This window comes from Emticicia sp. C21, from assembly GCF_003418935.1.
Classification (GTDB): domain Bacteria; phylum Bacteroidota; class Bacteroidia; order Cytophagales; family Spirosomataceae; genus Emticicia.
The window spans coordinates 493,827-514,866 of sequence record NZ_QVMT01000002.1; the positions used below are offsets into that span (position 1 = coordinate 493,827).

Genomic DNA, 21,040 nt, shown 5'->3' on the forward strand with positions numbered 1-21,040 from the left:
CATCCCTGCCATTTTTCAAAAAGGTTCCCACCATATCAGTCACCTTTTTCGATGCCAATTTAGTGGTCGTTATCCCAAGAATCCGGTAACAATTCCTGCCCTCTTTCAAAAAGGGCCATATTGGTAACCTTTTTTGGGTCTATTTGAGTGGTCGCTAGTGTGATAGTTTTTATACCATCCCAGTCCACTTTCAAAAAGGTTCCCACCATATTGGTAACCTTTTCTAATGCCACTTGAGTGGCTGGTACTTGGTAACCATTCCTGTCCTCTTTCAAAAGGTTCCCACCATATTGGTAACCTTTTCTGATGCCGTTTTTGTGGCTGGTACTCTGACACACTCCGAAATTACCTGTGTTAATTTTCATTTTCTCTTCCTCCATAGCAATAATCGTAATGCAATAAATTTCTGGCTTTAAATCTTATTTTCAAAGTATTAAGAGAGGTTTCTCTCAAAATCAGATTGTTGTGTTCTTCTCCGAATTTTACGAGTCTTTTTTAATTTCTTTAAGCCAGTTCAACATCAATCCGCTCTAAACGTAACAAAGATAAAACCATTCATCAACCTTTAACACACCTTAACATTTTGTGTTTGGATTAAATTATTTATTTCGATTAATTCGTTATAACAAAATTAAAAACGACAGAGTAAGTATAGGCTCCAAAACTTATGCTTATTTTGGCGTTTATTTGTATTTTATTCCTTATTACTCCTCAAAATTATGTTAAAAACCTACCGACAATTTCCAATCAGGCAGATGGCTATTACTTTGCTTGTGGGACTTTTCTTGTTTGGCGGCGATGTTTTTGCCCAGAAAAAAGAAAAGAAGAAAAGAAAGAAAAAAGGCGACGCTGCAGCTATGGCTGAAAAACCGGTTATTCCAGACCCGGTACGAGTTACTTCAGTAGAAGGAATCACAGAATATGTATTAGGCAATGGCCTAAAGGTTCTGATGTTCCCCGACCCATCAAAACAAACCATTACTGTAAACATTACCTATCTGGTAGGTTCCCGCCACGAAGGATATGGCGAAACAGGGATGGCTCACTTATTAGAACACATGGTGTTTAAAGGTTCAACCAAACACACCAATATCCCACAGGAATTGACCGACCACGGTGCTCGTCCGAATGGTACTACCTGGCTTGACCGTACCAACTATTTCGAGACGTTCTCGGCGACTGAAGAAAACCTGAAATGGGCTTTAGACCTGGAGTCTGACCGCATGGTGAATTCATTTATTAAGAAAGAAGATTTAGAGAAAGAATTCTCGGTAGTAAGAAATGAATTTGAAATGGGTGAAAACGACCCTGAAAGTGTATTGAGCGAAAGAGTGATTTCAACCGCTTATTTATGGCACAACTACGGTAACTCAACCATCGGTTCACGTGAAGATATTGAGCGTGTTCCTATTGATAATCTGCAGGCATTTTACAGAAAATACTATCAACCTGATAACGCGGTGTTGTTAGTAGCAGGAAAGATTGACGAAGCCAAAACCATTAAAATGGTCAATGAATACTTTGGCTATATCCCTCGTCCGACACGCGTTTTACAGCCAACTTATACTGTTGAACCGGTACAGGATGGCGAGCGCTCAGTAACCTTGCGCCGCGTAGGTGATGTACAAGCGGTTGGAGCTGCTTACCATATCTGTGGTAATGCTCACCCTGATTATCCGGCTTTAGACGTTTTGCAAGGTATTCTGACCAGCGAACCTGCGGGTAAAATCTATAAAGCTCTAGTTGAAACCAAAAAGGCATCAGGTCAATACGCCTATTCGTTCACCAATAAAGACCCGACAATCTTATATTTTGGTGCATCAGTCTTGAAAGACAAAGATTTGGAAGATGCTAAAAAGACCCTTTTGGCTACACTGGATGCTGTTCCAACAATGGAAATTACCAAAGAAGACGTAGACCGCGCCAAGAACGAAATAATCAAAGGACTTGAACTGACTTTGCGTAATACCGAAAGAACAGGTCTGCAATTAAGCGAATATATCGGTGCAGGCGACTGGCGTCTGGTATATATTTACCGTGATGCCATAGAAAAAATCACACCTGCTGATGTAGCACGTGTGGCGAAATTCTACTTCAAGCCATCGAACCGTACGATTGGTTTATTCATTCCAGAAGAAACGCCTGACCGTGTAAAAGTGCCAGAAGCCCCGAATGTAGATGATTTAGTGAAAAACTACAAAGGCCGTGCGGTAGTAGCGCAAGGAGAAGCATTCGACCCATCTCCGTCTAATATTGAAAACCGTACTAAACGTGGACAAGAGCCTAATGGCCTTGAATATGCTTTATTGCAAAAGTCGACACGTGGTAATACGGTGAGAGCCAATATTACTTTAAGAATCGGTGACGAACAAAGCCTGCAAAACAAACAAACAATTTCGTCATTTACTGCTTCATTATTAAACAAGGGTACTAAAAACCTGACACGTCAGCAAATCAAAGATAGTCTGGATAAAATCAAGTCTCAGGTATTTGTTGGTGGCGGCGGTAATAATATCGTGGTAAATATCGAGTCAAATAAGGAAAATTTACCGAAAGCCCTGGCTATCGTAACTGACATTCTGAAAAATCCCGTATTTGATGCCAATGAGTTCGAGAAACTTAGACAAGAAAATATTGCACAGATAGAAGCACAAAAAAGCGACCCACAAGGTCTTGCTTTCACAGCATTCCAACGTACCATGAACCCATATCCGAAAAGCGATGTGCGTTATGTAGGAACATTGGATGAGCAATTAGAGAACGTGAAAAACGTGAAACTGGAAGATGTAAAGAAGTTTTATACTGATTTCTACGGCGCTTCAGCAGCTACAGTTTCGGTAGTAGGTGATTTTGATGAACCAGCTGTTAAAAGCATCATCAGCACATCTCTGGGCAATTGGAAAAACCCGATTCCGTTCAAACGTATTCAGGCAGTTTATCAGGATATTGCCCCAAGTGCTGCTGCTATTAAGACACCGGATAAAGCCAATGCCCTTTTCTTAGCAGGTGTAAACTTGCCTTTACAGGATACTGATGTAGATTACCCTGCCCTTATTTTGGGTAACTATATGTTAGGCGGTGGTTTCCTAAGCTCTCGTCTGGCTGTTAGAATCCGTCAGAAGGAGGGTCTTAGCTATGGGGTAGGTTCGCAATTATCGGGTGCGCCTTTCGATAAATCTGGCAGCTTCATGACTTATGCTATCTATGCGCCTGAAAACGCTGAGAAACTTGAAAAAGCTTTCTTTGAAGAAATGAACAAAGTGGTTTCTGAGGGCTTTACCGAAGAAGAACTGAAAGCAGCTAAATCAGGTTGGTTGCAAAGCCGCAGTGTATCTCGTTCGCAGGATAATGAGTTATCAAGCCGTTTGAATAACTATTTATATTATGACAGAACTTTGGCTTTTGACGCTGACTTTGAGAAAAAAGTAGAAGCACTAACAGCAGAACAGGTAAACGCAGCGATGAAGAAACACGTTGACCCTAAAAAAATCTCTATCGTAAAAGCAGGAGATTTCGATAAAAAACCGGCAACCGGTGGAACGGGCACAACCTCTGGTGTTCAGGGAAGCGGAAAGAATTGATAATAGTAGCATGTGGCGCGAGCCGAGCGACAGTCGCTTCCAGCTCGCATACTGCATAGAATTAGTAAACAAACGGAGTCGGTTAATTAGCCGACTCCGTTCGTTTTAATAATCCTTTATACTCATTCAAACCCTTCTCAGTCAGATAAGGCACTATCAATGTAAAAGCAATATTCAGATAAGTTGGTAATTTGTCTTCTTCTTTGCCCTCAAACAAAATCTCGGCACTAGCCAGCCAGAAATCGCCAATAATAAAAAGCTGATTGAAAAAGTTTTCGTATTGTCCTTCTATAATATCAGGCTTTAGAAACCCGGCTTGTATACCGGCATCCATTCCCATTCTAAAGAATATTCTTCGGCTATTGACCAAATCACGGTGTTTTTGTTTCAGACTCGGATTCCTTCGGGTAAGGCTGATAAAATCCTGTATGAGAAACTTGTATTTATAGAGTCTTTCAAAGACAAAAGCGCATAGATTATAAAGGGTTTGCAGGTTGACTGCATTAAACAGAGCAGGTTCATGCAATACATTATTCAATTCTTCTATCAACTGCTCATAAAGCGTTTCAGCAATAGCATCAGTATTCGGAAAATGGTAACACAAATTTCCATGACTCATGCCTAATTCTTTAGCAATATGCCTGACCGTAATCGTATCAACTCCATGCTGATTAAATAATTGTAATGATGTGTGAAGAATCCGTTGTTTGGTAGTCATGTAAGAATCAGGGAATTTTTCAGCGAAGATACGAAAAAAAACTCAATTAGAACAAATGTTCTAATTTTGTGTTGCGTTTAAATAAATAAAGCCGACTTGAGTCGGCTCTACATAATAAAAAACCTTTGTTTAATTAGACGGTGACCGAGACGGCGCACCGTTTTATTCGCTGATACTAATAATTTAATTACTTCGTAAATATTCTATATAATCTTCCTTCATCCGTAACGGCATACAAAGCTCCATCTTTGCCTTGCGTAATATCACGGAATCGTTGTTTTTCTGTTTCCAGCAATCTCTCTTCACCAACTACTTTATTGTTTTTAATGACTAACCTATCTATGTGTTTTGCACTTAAACAGGCCAGAAAAAGATTATTTGTCCATTCTGGTATAACATCGCCGCTAAAGAAAGTCATACCGCTGGCTGATATAACCGGGTCCCAGTAATAAACAGGTTGTTCAAGCCCTTCCTGCTGCTGAATACCGGCTCCAATCTTTGGCCCCTTATATTCAACACCATAGGTTATAATAGGCCAGCCATAGTTTTTTCCGGCTTTTATAATATTTAGTTCATCACCTCCTTTAGGGCCAAACTCATTTTCCCATAAATCACCTGTGGTAGGGTGAAAGGCTAATCCTTGTACATTCCGGTTACCATAGGCATATATCTCAGGTCTGGCATCTCCCTTCCCGACAAAAGGGTTGCCACTGGCTGGCTTACCATCTTTGGTTATTCTCAATATCTTACCCAAAGCCGAATTTAATTGCTGTGCTTGTGGTCGGGTTTCAATATCTGAACGCTCTCCGGTACTTACAAACAAGTTACCGCTTTTATCAACTAAGATTCTACCGCCGAAGTGTTTATCGCCATCATAAACCGGAGTGGCTCTGTAGATAACCGTGGCCCCTTCAATAGTTTTCTCGTCGGCTGAAAGTTTTCCTTTGGCTACTGCAGTCAGATTCCCACCAGGACGTTTTTCTGAGAAAACCCAGAAAATCATACGATTAGTGCTAAAATCAGGGTCAAGCGTTAGCCCTAATAAACCTCCTTGTCCTTTAGAATCTACCTCAGGGATACCTTTAATTGGCTCACTAAGTGTGCCTGTATTAGTAGCAATTCGCATGGTTCCTTCTTTTTCTGTAATCAACAACCTACCATCTGGTAAACCCACAATACCCCAGGGTTTTTTCAGGTCTTTTGTCAAAACTTTGCCCTCATAAGGGGTCTGCGTTGTTACAGCTGCTATCCTTGTTTGTCCGACAAAGGCAGGCTTGTAATCTGTATTGGGATTTTCCTTTTCTACTGAAGCTAAAGTTGAGATAGTTTCGCCGTCAGCAGTAGTTTCCGGAGCTTTCTGAGAATTGTTTTTGCAAGAAGATAGACCAAGCAGTATAGCTGCCAGAATGGTTAGCATTTCTTTTTTCATTGTTGTGTTTTATTTGTGTGATCAATAGGGTCTTAAAAGCTAATAACATTACTAAGGAGATGCATTTAAGACGATTAGTATATATAACTAAATTGAAAGCAAAATGGCTGAAACAGAGAGAAATAAATTTACTTTTGAGAGCCTTTCGCCGTTTCATTATATGAAAAAGTTGCCCCATATAGATTTTTGATGATTTTAGATAAATTATTATTAGAACATTTGTTCTAATAAATTATATTTTAGTACATTTGTTCTAAATTTTAATATTACTCCAATGACAGCCAAAATAAATAACCCGTATTTACTACTAGCACGAAATATATTAGTCGCCATAGGTACCGGCTCTTTAATCGCTTATACCAATTTTCATGTCGAAACCGGATACTGGGCCATGTCTATCATAGCACTTTCAAGTTTCCTGATTGGTTTCTTAGAACCACGCAGAGGTTGGATTCTTGCCTTGATACAAGCCTCAATTGTGATATGTTTTTACTATCTCAAACCTATCAAGCCTATTAGTGAAGACCTCGCTATGTTTACTTCACATATAGCAGTGGCTCAGTCTTTAGTTTTCAGTTTTGTGGCAGGGGCTTTGAGAAGATTATATCTGAAGAAATAAGCTGTAATACTAGTGCTGATTTATCATATGAAAAGGGCTTTGAATAGCCCTTTTTTTGTGTCTGATAGTATATAAAAAAATAAGCCGGAGAATAAAAGTGGGAACAAGACTGCATTTCGTAGCTCTCCCTGCTGCATAAGCCGGAAAATTATCGTAACCCAGGATTTTAATTTCGGTTTCAACGAGTATAAACGCTTATTTTTTAGTAATTTACCAACAGACTCTAACTCTCTGAATATTCCTTCTATGCGTTACCTTTCCCTGATTTCGCTAAGCTTGCTTTTATCTTGTCAGCAAAAAACACAACAACCTATACTTTCACCCGAACACCAGAAGGCGTTGGAGTCCATTAGTGTGATGGATGGCTTTAAGGTGGAACTGGTAGCTGCAGAACCCTTAGTAGCAGATCCCGTGGCAATGGAAGTAGACGAAGATGGAAATATGTATGTGGTTGAAATGCATGGCTACCCCTTGGATTTAACCCGAACCGGAAAAGTAAAATTGCTGAAAGATACCAATAATGATGGCTATCCTGATACAAGTATCGTTTTTGCCGATAGTCTACGATTACCCACAGGTATTATGCGCTGGAATAAAGGCATTATCATCACCGATACGCCTGATGTGATTTATCTGGAAGATACCAATAACGATGGCAAGGCAGATATAAGAAAAGTAATGCTGACAGGCTTTGCGCTTTCAAATCCTCAGCATAACCTGAATACGCCCCGTTTTGAAATAGATAACTGGATTTACCTGGGGCATGAAGCCGTGGTAACCCCATTTGTCTATAAAAAAGAGTTTGGTGATGAAGGGCAAAATATCTATTTCCCGGATAAACCTAACGGTCAAACCTTAGGTAAAAATGCCAACGGTCGTGCCGTGAGATTTAAGCCTGATACTTATCAGGTAGAAGAAGTATCCGGTGAAACCCAATTTGGCCACACGATGGATGCCTGGGGGCATCATTTGTATACCAGCAATGCTGACCACCTGTTTCATGAGGTTTTAGCCAGCCAATACCTGAAAAATAACCCGAATTTATTGGTTTCTAATGCCAGTCAGGATATTTCAGACCATGGTAACGCAGCCGAGATTTATCCGATTACCCAGAATCCTAATCACCAGTTATTGACTGATGTGGGTGTAATTACTTCTTCCTGTGGGGTTACCTGGTATTTAGGTGGAGCATTCGGAGATAAATTCAAAGATGTAACTTTTGTAGGGGAACCTGTGCATAATCTGGTACATGCTGATGTAATTAAACAATCGGGTGCAAGTTTTACGGCAAGTCGCCTGAATGAAAAATCAGAATTTTTAGCATCGAAAGATGATTGGTTTCGTCCGGTGAATTTCTATATCGGGCCTGATGGTGCTTTATATGTGATTGACTATTACCGTCAGATTGTTGAACACCCCGAATGGATGTCAGACGAAATCAACAAATCAGGTGCTTTATATAATGGTACAGATAAAGGTAGAATTTATAGAGTGGTTCCGGAAAAAGGTTTGCCAATGGATTGGCTTAATAAACTCAATCTATCCAAACAATCAGATGCTGAACTGGTAAAATTGCTGGAAAACGAGAATATCTGGTATCGTCGCACAGCGCAAAGATTATTATTGCAACGTCAGGCAAAGGGCGTTACTAACGCCCTAAGAGACATTATTAGTAAAAGCACCTTAGCCGAAGCAAAGATTCATGCGTTATGGTTATTGGATGGGCTGAAGACTATAGAGGTTCAGGATATTATTCAGGCTTTTCGTGATGATGAAGCAGGCGTTAGAGAAAATGGCATTAAAGTAGCCGAAAATTATATCAATCAATTGCCTGCCAAATCTGATACTGAAAAACTGAAAAAAGAACTTGTTGGCTTACACAATGACGGCAATAACAAAGTAAGATTTCAATTACTGAATACCCTCGGTTTTGTAAAAACACTTGAATCAGAACAAGCCCGTCTGGATATATTGAAAAGAGACTTTCATGATAAATGGATAGGAGTAGCCTGTATTGCTTCGTTTGCAGGAAAAGAGAATCAGGTATTTGATTTTGCCGTGAAAGAACTGTCCAAAGAAAAATCAGAAGAAACCGCAGAATTTTTCTCCAATATAGGTGCTACCATTGCCAATAGCGGCAACAAGGAGGTATTTGCAGCTATTTTTTCTTACATCAGTACTACAGGAGAAAACGCGAACGATGATTGGTGGAAAGCAGCTACTTTGAGCGGTATCTCAAAACTCTGGCATTATAAGGGTATTACTGTTCCATTGACTGATGCAGATAAAGACCGCTTGTTAATGGCTTTCTCAGCCAATAGTTCACCTGAATACAGAAGTGCTTGTCTGAATTTATTAGAAGTAACCGGTTTGCCAAAAGGTGGGAGTGGCGCAGGAAAAATCAGGGAGGCAAAAGATATATTAACCGATAAAAGCCAGGATGAAAAGCTTCGTGCTGATGCAGTAAAGTTATTGTCAATAGCTAATGCTAATGCCTATAAAAAAGACTTTTTGCAGATACTAACCACAAAAGAACCAGAAGTAGTACAGGCAAGTGTCTTGAAAACCCTAAGTAAAATCGGAGATAGATCTACCTTCGATTTCTTATTGAAAGAGTTTAAGAATTTCTCTGCACCGATTCAGCAAAAAGTAGTCGAATTGTTAATGGCGAAACCAGAACGTATTCCTTTATTATTAACTGCTTTAGAACAAAAAAGAATTGATAAATCAGCCATAGGCTGGCGGCAAATGGTTGATCTAATGAATTATGAAGAAACTAATATCCGTGCGTTTGCACGCAAAGTATTGGCCGTAAATGAAGACCGTAAGGCTGTTTTACAAACCTATATGAAGGCATTGGATATGAAAGGCGTACAAGCTAACGGCAAAAAGGTATTCGAAACAAATTGCGCCACCTGCCATCAAATTGAGGGAGTAAATGGCGTAAACTTCGGCCCTAACCTGTCAACTCTAAGAAGCCGCAATGCTAATTCGATTCTAACCGAGATTATTAATCCGAATAACTCAATTGCCGATAAATACGATTTCTGGACGTTGACTTTTAAGAATGGCACATCCATGGGAGGCTTGATATTACAGGAAAATGCCAACGTGCTCACACTTAGAGAAGTAGGGGGGAAAGAAAGTGTGATACAGAAAAAGGACGTTGCCAAAATGGTAAAATCAGAAACTTCTATTATGCCTAATGGCTTAGAAAATGCCATCAGTGTAAAAGAAATGGCTGATCTGATAGCATTCATTCAAAATAAATAAGAGAGGCTACAAAACCTCTCCTATTTAATAAATTAATATCTTCTATAAACTTAGGCATAAGGATTACTTACATTCTTAGGCTCGCTGATGGTTTTATGGTGGAATGTTTTCACCGTATCAACCGCTCCTTGTTTCAACAAAGTAGTATCGTTGGCAGCTGTTACAAATCTGAATCCCATTTCTGACATTCTGATAGCCACTTCGGGAGATGGACACTGAATCCCGGCAATCAGGTTATTCTTGGTGCAGGCATTCAATACTTTATCAAAAGCGTTTAGTAATTCAACATCATCAAAATCGCCCTGACGGGGGCGCCTCATAGAAATACTCAGATCCCAGGGTCCTATGTATAAGCCTGTCATGGTAGGCGTTTTAGCAATATCTTCTACGTTTTTCAGACCCTCAACCGTTTCAATCATTGACATCGTCACAATCTCTTCTGTCGATTTCTCAAAATAACCTTCACCACCATATACACTGGCTCTCACCGGCCCAAAACTTCTATATCCGTCAGGTACATAACGACAAGCACCAACAAAACTTTCAGATTCCTCGCGGGTGTTTATCATCGGGCATATAATTCCATAGGCGCCCATGTCTAGCATCTTCATATGAGAGGCAGGGTCATTCCATTGAACTCTTACCAATGGAACTGTATCGGTAGTAGAAATAGCCTGAAACATGGTCAGAATCGTCATATGATCACTTGCTAATCCATGCTGGGCGTCAATCGTCATAGCATCAAAACCGCAATGAGCCACTACTTCGGCTGTCCACGAGGACGGAATCGTAACCCAGGCATTTACTACAGTTTTATCTTCTTTCCACAGTTGTTTCAATCGGTTGGGGCGCATTCGACTTACAGATTTTGGTGGTTAATATTCATACTATTCCTCTCTCATTCTTTCACGTGACACATCTCTCTCTTTAATGGTGTCACGTTTATCATATAGTTTTTTCCCTTTGGCTAGGGCTATTTCTAATTTAGCTAATCCGCCATCATTGATAAATAAACGAGTGGGTATCACAGTCAGACCTTTATCCGTGAGTTTGTTATCCAGGCGCTTCAACTCGCGCTTTTTTAACAATAATTTTCTGTCACGCAATGGCTCGTGGTTATAGATTGTTCCCTGATCATATTTAGATATATTCAGGTTTTTGACAAACAATTCACCATCAACAAAGAAACAATAGGCATCCGTCATATTGAATTTATTCATCCGTATCGACTTAATCTCAGTTCCTGTCAATACCATTCCCGCATCATATTTCTCCAGGAAGAAATACTCAAAACCTGCCTTTTTATTAAATACGTCAATCTTTTTTGCAATTTTCTCTTTCATAAGTATATACTGTTGTATAGCGCATAAAGACTATACTTTTTTTGACAAACTTTGTTCTAACAAATACACAAAAAACTAAGAGGTTCGTTAGGTAAAGTTATTCTCATTACAAATTTAAAAATAAAAAAAATCCCTGCCTCAAAAATAGTGACAGGGATTCCGACTTACGTGCTTTCCTAATAATCCATGTATAAGCTCTATCTGGATTCGATTCCAAGTGAGACATTTCACAATTGATGAAACGTCCCGGAGCAAATTTAAATAATTTTATGATACAAAAAATCGACCCTCATTTCACGTATCTAACTCCTCAAATTGTGTATCCCTATTTAATATTTGCGAGTATTACTGTTAAGTAGCGCAATTTATGATATAAAACATGAAAACGCAATTAAATTAAGATTTTTCTTACAAGAACACGTTATTATACCTGTTTTTTCATGTTTCAACAACGCTGAAATTAACACTCTAAAACTATGCCAAGTTCCCTGATTGATTTATTAAAAGGATACATATGTAGTTAAGTTGCTGGTAATCAGTAAATTAAATATTTTTAGTCCTCTTAAAGTGGTATTTTTAATTGGCACGTAAATTTATTCAAAAAAAAATGTAATTTTTCTAATTTTTTTTGTTATATTTATATTTATACCAACGAAAGCCCAAGGCTTTTGTGTAGGCTTACATCGTATACAGAAAAAGAAACTGCTTTTTCTCTTCTCCATACCTGGTTTTTCTATACTGCTTGTTGGTAATATCTCGTGAAGATAATCTGCTCAGAATGTGTAATTAATTGCAGAAACTTTTCATTGAGTTTAGTAGTTATTTTATTTGGAACAAAATTTTTTAAAATTGCTTAATTCACCCATTTTTTCTACTGCAAAGCATCAGGAAACAGCCATATTGGTTGGTCTGATTACGCAGAAACAAAACGCCGAGCGTACCTATGACTACCTCGACGAGTTAAATTTTCTGGCTACTACAGCCGGAGTTGTTACTAAAAAAACATTTGTACAAAGATTAGATAGAGCCGACCAGAAAACATTTGTCGGCAAAGGGAAACTGGAAGAGATAGAAACATGGATTATCGAGAATCCTGTTGATACCATTATTTTTGATGACGACCTAACGCCCTCTCAGGTACGTAACCTGGAAGCGGCATTTAAGGATATAAAAATTCTTGACAGAAGCCTGTTGATTTTAAATATTTTCTCTCAACGTGCCAGAACAGACCAGTCTAAAAGACAGGTGGAGTTGGCGCAATATCAGTACTTATTGCCTCGTCTGACCCGTATGTGGACCCACTTAAGCCGCCAGAAAGGGGGTATTGGTATGCGCGGTCCGGGGGAAAAAGAGCTGGAAACGGATAAACGGATAGTACAGGATAGAATCGCTTTTCTGAAAGATAAGCTAGAGAAGATAGACAAACAAAGTGCTACCCGCCGCAAAGAACGTAGCCGATTGGTGCGTGTCGCTTTGGTAGGATACACCAACGTGGGTAAATCTACTTTGATGCGTCGTCTGGCAAAAGCTGAGGTATTTGCTGAAAACAAATTGTTTGCAACGATTGATTCTACCGTTAGAAAAGTAGTATTAGGGAACATCCCGTTTCTATTGACAGATACCGTTGGTTTTATCAGGAAATTACCTACTTCATTAATTGAGTCCTTCAAATCAACCTTAGATGAAATTCGCGAGGCTGATATTCTGATTCACGTAGTAGATATTTCTCACCCGGCATTTGAGGAGCAAATTGAGGTGGTTAATTCAACACTGGCAGAAATCGGCGCTGCTGAAAAACCGACTGTATTGGTGTTTAACAAGTTGGACTTGTTTAAACCTGAATCAGAAGAGAACCTCGACGAGCATCTGGAAACGGTAACAGAGGAAGATTTGAAACGTAATCTGGAAACGCTGAAAAGAAGCTACCTGACTAAAAACACAGAGAATGTAGTTTTCATTTCTGCCGAACACAAAGAGAATATCGCAGAGTTGCGTGATATTTTACTTGACAAAGTACAGGACAAACATTTCAAGATTTATCCGAACTGGGACCCTACTCAGAATCCATTGTATGAGTGGCAGTAATTGAATGATAATACACAACTTTAGTAACACTATTCAACCAAACTAAATAATAAATATAATTAGGCGAACTTACGGTTCGCTAAACAGTAAAATGGCAAAAAATAAACATCAATCATATTATGACCAGCAAAAGGCAGAGATTTTAGCCTTTTTGTCGGTCAATACCACACAACCTTATACGCTGCAAGACCTTTATCAACATTACGATGTGCATAGTAAACAAGAAAAAATGCTCTTCGGAATGGTGATAGAAGACTTGTTGCAGGAAGGTAAGATTTATCAGGTAGATAAAGGAAAATATACAGTCGATGCCGAAGCCAATGCAGTCATTGGTCGTCTCGACCACGTGAATCAACGTTTTGGATTTATCAGACATGAAGAAGGTAAACCTGATATCTGGGTAAGTGCAGACGACCTGAACGGAGCAATAGACGGAGATCTGGTAAAAGTGGCAACATTCGGAGAATTCTACCGTAAAGGTGATAATCCGGAGGGAAAAGTAATAGAAATTTTAGAGCGAGGAAGAAGTGAGGTAGTAGGTAAAGTACAAACCTTTGGCAATTATGCCTTGGTAAAACCAGACCATAAAAGCTTACATGAGGATATCTTTATTCCTAAAGATAAAATCAATGGGGCTACCAAAAACGACCTTGTTATTGTAAAAATCAATGCCTATCCTACCAACACCCAACAAGCTGTTGGCGAGATAATCGAAGTTTTAGGGAAAGCCGGAGAGAATAATGCTGAAATGCACGCCATTTTGGCAGAATTTGGTTTGCCTATCAGATTCCCGAAAGAAATTGAGGAACAAGCAGAGGCTATTTCTGAGAAGATTGAGGAGAGCGAGATTCAAAAAAGAAGAGATTTCAGACATATTCAGACTTTCACAATTGACCCACACGATGCTAAAGACTTTGACGATGCCTTGAGTTACCGTGAATTAGAAAATGGCAATTACGAAGTAGGCGTACATATAGCTGATGTGACGCATTACGTAAAAGAGGGTACAAGATTAGAAGAAGAAGCGTTGAGTCGTGCTACATCAGTATATCTGGTAGACAGAACTATCCCGATGTTGCCTGAGAAACTATCGAATAATCTATGCTCACTTCGCCCGAATGAAGATAAACTGACTTTCTCGGCTGTTTTTGAAATGACTCACGATGGTCGCGTAGTAGGTGAGTGGTTTGGTCGAACAATTATCCATTCAGATAAAAGATTTACTTACGAAGAAGCGCAGGAAATTTTAGAAATAGAAGAGGGGCAGATAGTAGTAGATGAGGTAGCCCTCAAATATATGAAGCCGCTACATACGCTTAACCATCTGGCAAAAATCCTGAAAAAAGAACGCTTCCAGAAAGGTGCTATCAACTTTGAAACCAATGAAGTAAAATTCAGACTGGATGCACAGGGCAAGCCACTGGGAGTAGTATTAAAGATAAGAAAAGATTCGCATAAACTGATAGAAGAGTTTATGTTATTGGCTAATAAAAAAGTGGCCGAGTTTGTCTTTAATTTCGGCAAGAAGAAGAAAAGTAAGGAGGGTGAAGAAGAAGGGAGTGGCAACACAATGGTATATCGTACCCACGAACCGCCAAACCCGGAAAAACTATTGAATTTTGCCAATTTTGCTGCTCGTCTGGGCTTTACTATCAGAACCGATTCGGAGAAAGGCTTGTCGACTACCATGAATAAGATGATGGAAGAAGTGGAAGGAACAGGTGTGCAGAATGTCTTGGAGCAATTGGCCGTAAGAACCATGTCTAAAGCCAGGTATACAACCGAGCCTTTGGGACACTTCGGTCTGGCTTTTGAACATTATAGTCACTTTACCTCGCCTATCCGTCGTTATCCGGATATGATGGCGCATCGCTTATTGCAGAATTATCTGGATAAGAAAAAGGCTCCGAGTCTGGAAGAATATGAAAAGAAATCGAAGCATTCATCAGAACGTGAGAAACTAGCTGCCGAAGCAGAGCGTGCTTCCATCAAATACAAGCAAGTCGAGTTTATGAGTATGCAAGACCATAATACTATTTTTGATGGGGTTGTGACTGGCGTAACCGACTTCGGGATTTTCGTGGAAATTACTTCCACCAATTGTGAAGGCATGGTACGATTAGCCGATTTAAATGATGATTTCTACGAGTTGGATAAAGAGAACTACCGCATAGTAGGTAAACGCACCGGACGAATCATTACATTCGGCGAGGCTGTAAAAGTAAGAGTGAAAGCTACTGATCTGGAGCGCCGGAGCATGGATTTAGAACTGGTAAGTGTAGGAGGAAAAGCCTATAAATCATCGTCAGGTATGGCGAATAAAGCAAGAGGTCGTGATGGAAGAGGCGGTTCGTCAAGAAGCAGCTCCAGAAGAAGCGACTCAGGTAGAGGTAGTTCAAAGAGAAGTTCTAATAGAAGTTCAGACCAAAACAGTTCTAACAAAGATAAAGGTAAACGTAGAAGAAGATAATGTTTTTTTCAAAGCGTGATATTCAGTTTAACCTATACGAAGTGCTTGATAGCGAAGCGCTTACCCAATACTCTTACTTCCAGGACCATAGTCGTGAATCGTTCGATATGGTCCTGGATGCTGCCCAGCAGATAGCCGAAAAAATGCTGTATCCTTTACTAGCCGAAATGGATAGAAAAGAGCCACAATTGGTAGAGGGCAAGATAAGGGTACATCCGGGTATGAAGGCTATCGTAAAGCAATTCGGGCAGGATGGATGGATAAACGCAGGGTTTTCGTATGATGAGGGCGGACAGCAATTACCTGCTACCGTTCTTAATGCTGCAGGTTTTATCTTTCAAACAGCTAATTACTCAGCAAGCGTTTTTCCTTTTCTGACTACCGGAGCCGCTAACCTGATTCGTAGTTTTGGTTCACAGGCTTTGATAGAAACTTTCACCCCAAAAATGTATTCCGGCGAATGGCAAGGCACCATGGCTTTAACCGAACCCAATGCCGGAAGTTCATTATCTGATATTACTACCTCCGCAGAACCTACCGAACAGGAAGGCATCTATAAAATCAGAGGACAAAAAATATTCATTTCGTGCGGCGACCATGATGTGTGCGATAATGTAGTGCATCTGATGTTAGCCAAAATCAAAGGTGCACCTTTGGGAGTGAAAGGTATTTCGTTGTTTGTAGTACCTCAACAAAGAACAGATACTGATGGTAAACTTATACGCAATGATGTAATTACGGCAGGAGTTTATCATAAAATGGGCTATAAAGGTGCACCTATTGCCCACTTAATGATGGGCTCAAATGACGATTGTGAAGGCTATCTGGTAGGCGAACCTCATAAGGGTTTAAACTACATGTTTCAGATGATGAATGAGGCTCGGATTGGTGTGGGTTTGAATGCTGTTTCTATCGGAACCGCTGCTTATCATGCTTCTTTGGCGTATGCAAAAGAACGTCCACAGGGGAGAAAAATTTTAGAGAAAGACCCTGCCAAACCGCAAACGCATATTATTAATCATGCGGATGTTAAGCGCATGCTCTTATTTCAAAAAGCAGTTACAGAAGGAGCGTTTGCTTTGTTAATGTATGTCAGCAAACTGGCTGATGTAGCACATGTAACAGAAGGAGAGACCAAAGAAAGAGCGCAATTGCTATTAGATTTCCTAACTCCAATTGCTAAATCATATCCATCTGAAATGTGTTGCCTTTCTACCAGTGCAGCTGTTCAGATATTAGGAGGTGCCGGTTATACCACTGATTTCCCGGTTGAACAATATTACCGCGAGGCACGTATTCACCCTATTCATGAAGGGACTACTGGTATTCATGGTCTTGATTTACTAGGTAGGAAAATCACTATACAGAATGGCAAAGCTGCACAGATTTTCTTTGAAGAAGTATCTAAAACATTGGCAGAAGCCATTGCAATAGATGAGTTGAAACCTTTGGCCGAGCAATTGCAAAAGACTTTAGGCAAAGCACAACAGGTAACGGCTCATTTGCTGGGCTTAGCACAAAAAGGCGAAGTTGAGAAATACCTATCTGACGCTACTTTATACCTGGAACTCTTTGGCCTGATTACCATTGGTTGGCAATGGTTGAAACAAGTCATTACTGCTCAACAAAATCTGGCAGAGGCACATGATTGTGATCGTGATTTTTATCAGGGAAAACTTATGACTGCCCGTTATTTCTATGAATATGAACTGGTAAAATCAGACTCGCTTATAAAACGTTTATTAAGCTCCGACCAGGTAACGATTGATATGCAAAGCGAATGGTTCTAATATTTCGGGCAACGTTCGGCATACACTTATTTAACCCTGCAAAGTATACAGATACAGTCCAAAAACCATCAATAAGAAATAGCTTACCAACGAAGCTGCTCCTGCATAATCTTTTGCAATACGTTGCCCTGTAAAGAGAGATAGGATGGCTAATGTCGCCAATTCTAAGCCCAAAATAGCATAATCTGCCTGCCCCTCGACAAAATAATAGATTCCGCCTAAGAAGCTTATGATACCTGCTGAAACTTCCAGAATAGTAATGACAATGAATAAAACCGTTGAAACACTACTCAGGAATGTCTTGGCAAATACGCTTTGTATATAAGATTTATTGCCGCTGAAATCAATCACTTTATCAAAACCGGATTGTAGAAAAAGCACCCCTGCAAAAAGTGAAACGGCTACCTGTATTAATTTTAGAATAGTATGGTCAAAAATAGGGCTCATAGTATTAGTAGTTTTTTGGCAAATATAGAAAAAATATAAAATTGAAAAATAATACCAAATAATATTTTGAAATCGTTAATATTAAGCCGTTTTTTGTGAGATATTCAGAATAATATTCCTCAAAAATGTACTATCCTATTCCCTCTACTCTGAAAGAGTTTGAGTATATTGTTGATGGCTTCCGTTCCAAAACACTTCCGGTAAAAGAATGGACACACGAAGCACACCTGATAACTGGTTTATGGCACGTAGCCGAATTGGGTTATGAAAATGCTTTGGCTGAAATGCGATTGAATATCCCGACATATAATGAGTCGGTAGGAGGGATGAATACTGATAATGGAGGTTATCACGATACCATTACAGTTTTCTGGGTATGGCTCTTAAATGAATTCTGGAACAGATATTCTACTAGAGGAAAATCTTTTGAGCGGGTGTGTAACCAGTTTCTGCAAAGTAAATATAGTGATAGAAGCAATGCTTTTATTTTCTATACAAAAGAATATCTCTTCACAAAAGAAGCCCGATTAGGACTTGTTGAACCTGATATTCAACCTTTGGATTTTGAGAAGATATAACCCACCGTGTCACCCCTCTACTCGTCCGCGAAAGGGGGTGGCACGGTTAAGCATTCAGATAAACTTTGTTGTAGAGTTTTGAAAGGCTTTAAAGTATAAAGTCCTAGAAATAAATGTGGCACGCCTATACTTGGACGAGTATAGGTATGCCACACTTTGTTGTACAAATCCTTACAAACGTATCCCAAACATAATACCATTACCATTCACAGGATTGTTATCTTTAAACATAGGTGTCATTTGATAACGGGCAAATAAAGTAAAGCTTTTGTGTCCGAGTTCCGCAGCGAAACCGTAGTGGAACTTATTCATATTGTAAGCACCGTGGTCGCGTTTGTTACCATTTTCGCCTTTGGTTTTGGTATAGCTGTCAATTCTCGCACCACCGTATGCACCCAAACCTAATATCCATTTACTTTCTTTGAATCCAAATTGTAACATCACCGGAATATTGAAATTGGTAATCACCAATTTAGATTTCTGCAAATCGTCTTTTACTTCTATAAAATCAGCACCTAAAGTTTGGTTAGCTAAAGTTATATTGTCTTTTAACATATAGTTATTCCAGGCAAATTCAAATCCGGTTCCTAAAGCTACATCTACTTGTTTCCCTGTCAACAAACGATGGTTTTTCTTCCAGCTTAATCCTATATATCGAGAGTTCCAGTTATCCAATTCAGGCATATCTTTGCTGTCATAAGTATTCAACCCCAAATACAAACCGAAGTCTCTGCGAGAGAACATATTGTATCGTCTTGGTTTTCTCTCATAATGCTCTTCTTTGTTTTCGTGGCTGTAATCTTTCTCTTTTGAAGTTCCGAAGTGGTCTTCTTCTTGTGCTGATGCTCCGAAATTTACGGTCATAGCTACGGCTAATGCGGCAATTGTTTTTACAAGCGTTTTCATAATCGTAATCGTTAAAATGTTCTATTCTGGATATATTTAGAAAAACTGCCGCGGAGTTTTTAAAAAGACTTTTTTTGTTGCTTTTCGTAAACAAGATGCAGAAAACGACAATGAGGGTTGCTTAGAAATAAAAAATTTTTTGTGGGAATGACGAATGGTTAAAACCGACAGGCTAGCGGTCTTATAAATAGATAATAAAATAAAATTGGGAAGACTTATACAAAATTCACCTCAGCATGTAGTTGAATGCCGAATTTCTCTTTGATAGAGTCCTGAATTTTTTGTGAGAGCTCTTTTATTTCATTACCATGCCCACCACCAAAGTTTACCAGTACCAAAGCTTGCTTAGCATGCACGCCAATATTGCCAAAGCGTTGGCCTTTCCAGCCTGCTTGCTCAATCAGCCAACCTGCTGGTACTTTTACCATTAGCTCGTTAACTGGATAAGATGGAATCGTAGGAAATTGTTCTTTCAGCAAATCAAATTGTGCCTTCGGTATTTCAGGATTTTTGAAGAAACTACCTGCATTACCAATCTCAGCAGGATTGGGCAATTTACTTTGGCGGATACTGATAACAGCCTCGCTGATAGCTTTAATACTTAACTGATTTACGCACTTTTCGGCCAGTGTGTCTTTAATAGCCCCATATTCTACATGATAGACAGGCGTTTTATTGAGTTTGAAATTGACAGTTACAATCACATAGTCACCTTTTACCGCATGTTTGAAAATACTCTCGCGGTAGCCAAACTGACATTCTTCTTTGGTAAAGATTCTGCTTTTCCCGGTTTTTATCTCAATGGCTTCAAGGCTTTCAAATACTTCTTTTATCTCTACGCCATAAGCACCTATATTCTGCATAGGGGCAGCTCCAACCGTGCCGGGTATTAAAGATAAATTTTCAACACCTGCATAATTATGATTGACGCAATACATTACTAAATCATGCCATACTTCTCCTGCACCGACTTTTAACCAGATATTCTGTTCGTCTTCTTTAAATTTCTCAATGCCTTTGATGGCGATTTTTATTACAATGCCATCAAAATCCTTAGTCAACAATAGATTGCTTCCACCTCCTAAAATCAAACGGTCGATACCCTGATACTCTGGATTTTGCAGAATGTCTTGTAATTGCTCTACATTAGACACCTCTACAAAATATTTAGCAGTGGCATCTATTCCGAATGTATTATAAGGCTTAAGCGATACGTTGGTCTGAACCGTCATTGAGAAGAGGATTGTTAATTCAAGATGGTGCAAATTTAGTGTTTTTTGAGTCAAGTAAAGCAAAGCATAAACCAAATTACTTTTGCAACCCTTCGCTTAAGTGTAATTATCCACTCAAACTGAATTTTTTTCTCCTGGTAAAGGCCTGATTGTAAGAAAGTTATTCTCTTTTAAGGGCTAATCGACCAAAAAATTCTTAAAATCTCTTTCATCGTTTATATTTTTTATGAGAAATATGCTATATTTGCATCATCTATTCAAGCTTACTCTTAATGTGTTTGTTTTTACAAAGCATCATTTGACCCTATCTATAAACTTTTATTGTTTTTCTGCCACCTATCTATTTTTATCTAATTGTAAAGAATCAAAGGGTATTCTATTTTTAATAGATAATTTTTATTATTTAATCTGCTGATTATCAGGAGTTTGCACTTTCTTGCTTGGCAATGCTTGTTTTTGCTACAAAAAAACTTTTGCACTTTTCCCATTTCAAACTACTTTTACGTAAAAATGAGAAAACCATAGGTTTATCTTTATTTTGAGTATAAAAAATTCTACTAATCATCTAA

Annotated in this window: 15 protein-coding genes; 7 read left to right on the forward strand and 8 right to left on the reverse strand. The window is 39.1% G+C overall.

Annotation, left to right across the window (positions count from 1 at the left end; translation table 11 throughout):
* Positions 1-59: 59 nt before the first annotated feature.
* Positions 60-380, reverse strand: a complete 321-nt coding sequence (locus tag D0T08_RS06865; RefSeq protein ID WP_116981858.1) for a hypothetical protein — start codon at positions 378-380, stop codon at positions 60-62.
* Positions 381-719: 339 nt separating this feature from the next.
* On the opposite strand from D0T08_RS06865, the gene D0T08_RS06870 reads away from it, so the two are divergent.
* The gene (locus D0T08_RS06870; protein WP_116981859.1) at positions 720-3,581 is read left to right on the forward strand and encodes a pitrilysin family protein; all 2,862 of its coding nucleotides are present in this window, start codon (positions 720-722) and stop codon (positions 3,579-3,581) included.
* 82 nt (positions 3,582-3,663) lie between these two features.
* On the opposite strand, the gene D0T08_RS06875 is transcribed toward D0T08_RS06870, so the two are convergent.
* On the reverse strand, positions 3,664-4,299 hold the full coding sequence (locus D0T08_RS06875; protein WP_116981860.1) for a TetR/AcrR family transcriptional regulator: 636 nt from the start codon (positions 4,297-4,299) through the stop codon (positions 3,664-3,666).
* 187 nt (positions 4,300-4,486) lie between these two features.
* Positions 4,487-5,728, reverse strand: coding sequence for a PQQ-dependent sugar dehydrogenase (locus D0T08_RS06880; protein WP_116981861.1), 1,242 nt, complete (start codon positions 5,726-5,728; stop codon positions 4,487-4,489).
* Positions 5,729-6,002: 274 nt separating this feature from the next.
* Here D0T08_RS06880 and D0T08_RS06885 point away from each other — a divergent pair, with 274 nt between their 5' ends.
* Positions 6,003-6,347: a hypothetical protein gene (locus D0T08_RS06885; RefSeq protein WP_116981862.1), complete on the forward strand. Its 345-nt coding sequence runs from the start codon at positions 6,003-6,005 to the stop codon at positions 6,345-6,347.
* 246 nt (positions 6,348-6,593) lie between these two features.
* Positions 6,594-9,620, forward strand: coding sequence for a PVC-type heme-binding CxxCH protein (locus tag D0T08_RS06890; RefSeq protein WP_116981863.1), 3,027 nt, complete (start codon positions 6,594-6,596; stop codon positions 9,618-9,620).
* 50 nt (positions 9,621-9,670) lie between these two features.
* Here the strand turns inward: D0T08_RS06890 and D0T08_RS06895 are convergent, their stop codons facing one another.
* Together D0T08_RS06895 and smpB are read right to left on the reverse strand one after the other, a co-directional pair.
* Entirely contained in the window at positions 9,671-10,474 is an 804-nt protein-coding gene (locus tag D0T08_RS06895) for an HpcH/HpaI aldolase/citrate lyase family protein (protein ID WP_116981864.1), read from the reverse strand.
* 33 nt (positions 10,475-10,507) lie between these two features.
* Positions 10,508-10,963, reverse strand: a complete 456-nt coding sequence (gene smpB / locus D0T08_RS06900) for an SsrA-binding protein SmpB (RefSeq protein ID WP_116981865.1) — start codon at positions 10,961-10,963, stop codon at positions 10,508-10,510.
* Between the two features lie 849 nt (positions 10,964-11,812).
* Here smpB and hflX point away from each other — a divergent pair.
* From hflX to D0T08_RS06915, 3 genes are all read left to right on the forward strand, one after another.
* The gene (gene hflX, locus D0T08_RS06905) at positions 11,813-13,048 is read left to right on the forward strand and encodes a GTPase HflX (protein ID WP_116982029.1); all 1,236 of its coding nucleotides are present in this window, start codon (positions 11,813-11,815) and stop codon (positions 13,046-13,048) included.
* A gap of 91 nt (positions 13,049-13,139) precedes the next feature.
* On the forward strand, positions 13,140-15,518 hold the full coding sequence (gene rnr, locus D0T08_RS06910) for a ribonuclease R (RefSeq protein WP_116981866.1): 2,379 nt from the start codon (positions 13,140-13,142) through the stop codon (positions 15,516-15,518).
* On the forward strand, positions 15,518-17,308 hold the full coding sequence (locus tag D0T08_RS06915; RefSeq protein WP_116981867.1) for an acyl-CoA dehydrogenase: 1,791 nt from the start codon (positions 15,518-15,520) through the stop codon (positions 17,306-17,308). Before rnr ends, D0T08_RS06915 begins: the two co-directional genes overlap by 1 nt.
* A gap of 30 nt (positions 17,309-17,338) precedes the next feature.
* On the opposite strand, the gene D0T08_RS06920 is transcribed toward D0T08_RS06915, so the two are convergent.
* Positions 17,339-17,755, reverse strand: a complete 417-nt coding sequence (locus tag D0T08_RS06920) for a DoxX family protein (RefSeq protein WP_116981868.1) — start codon at positions 17,753-17,755, stop codon at positions 17,339-17,341.
* A gap of 125 nt (positions 17,756-17,880) precedes the next feature.
* On the opposite strand from D0T08_RS06920, the gene D0T08_RS06925 reads away from it, so the two are divergent.
* Complete coding sequence (locus D0T08_RS06925; RefSeq protein ID WP_116981869.1) at positions 17,881-18,333, forward strand: hypothetical protein; 453 nt, start codon at positions 17,881-17,883, stop codon at positions 18,331-18,333.
* A gap of 171 nt (positions 18,334-18,504) precedes the next feature.
* Here the strand turns inward: D0T08_RS06925 and D0T08_RS06930 are convergent, their stop codons facing one another.
* Together D0T08_RS06930 and murB are read right to left on the reverse strand one after the other, a co-directional pair.
* Positions 18,505-19,239, reverse strand: a complete 735-nt coding sequence (locus D0T08_RS06930; protein WP_116981870.1) for an outer membrane beta-barrel protein — start codon at positions 19,237-19,239, stop codon at positions 18,505-18,507.
* Between the two features lie 215 nt (positions 19,240-19,454).
* Complete coding sequence (gene murB, locus D0T08_RS06935) at positions 19,455-20,471, reverse strand: UDP-N-acetylmuramate dehydrogenase (RefSeq protein WP_116981871.1); 1,017 nt, start codon at positions 20,469-20,471, stop codon at positions 19,455-19,457.
* Between the last annotated feature and the right edge of the window lie 569 nt (positions 20,472-21,040).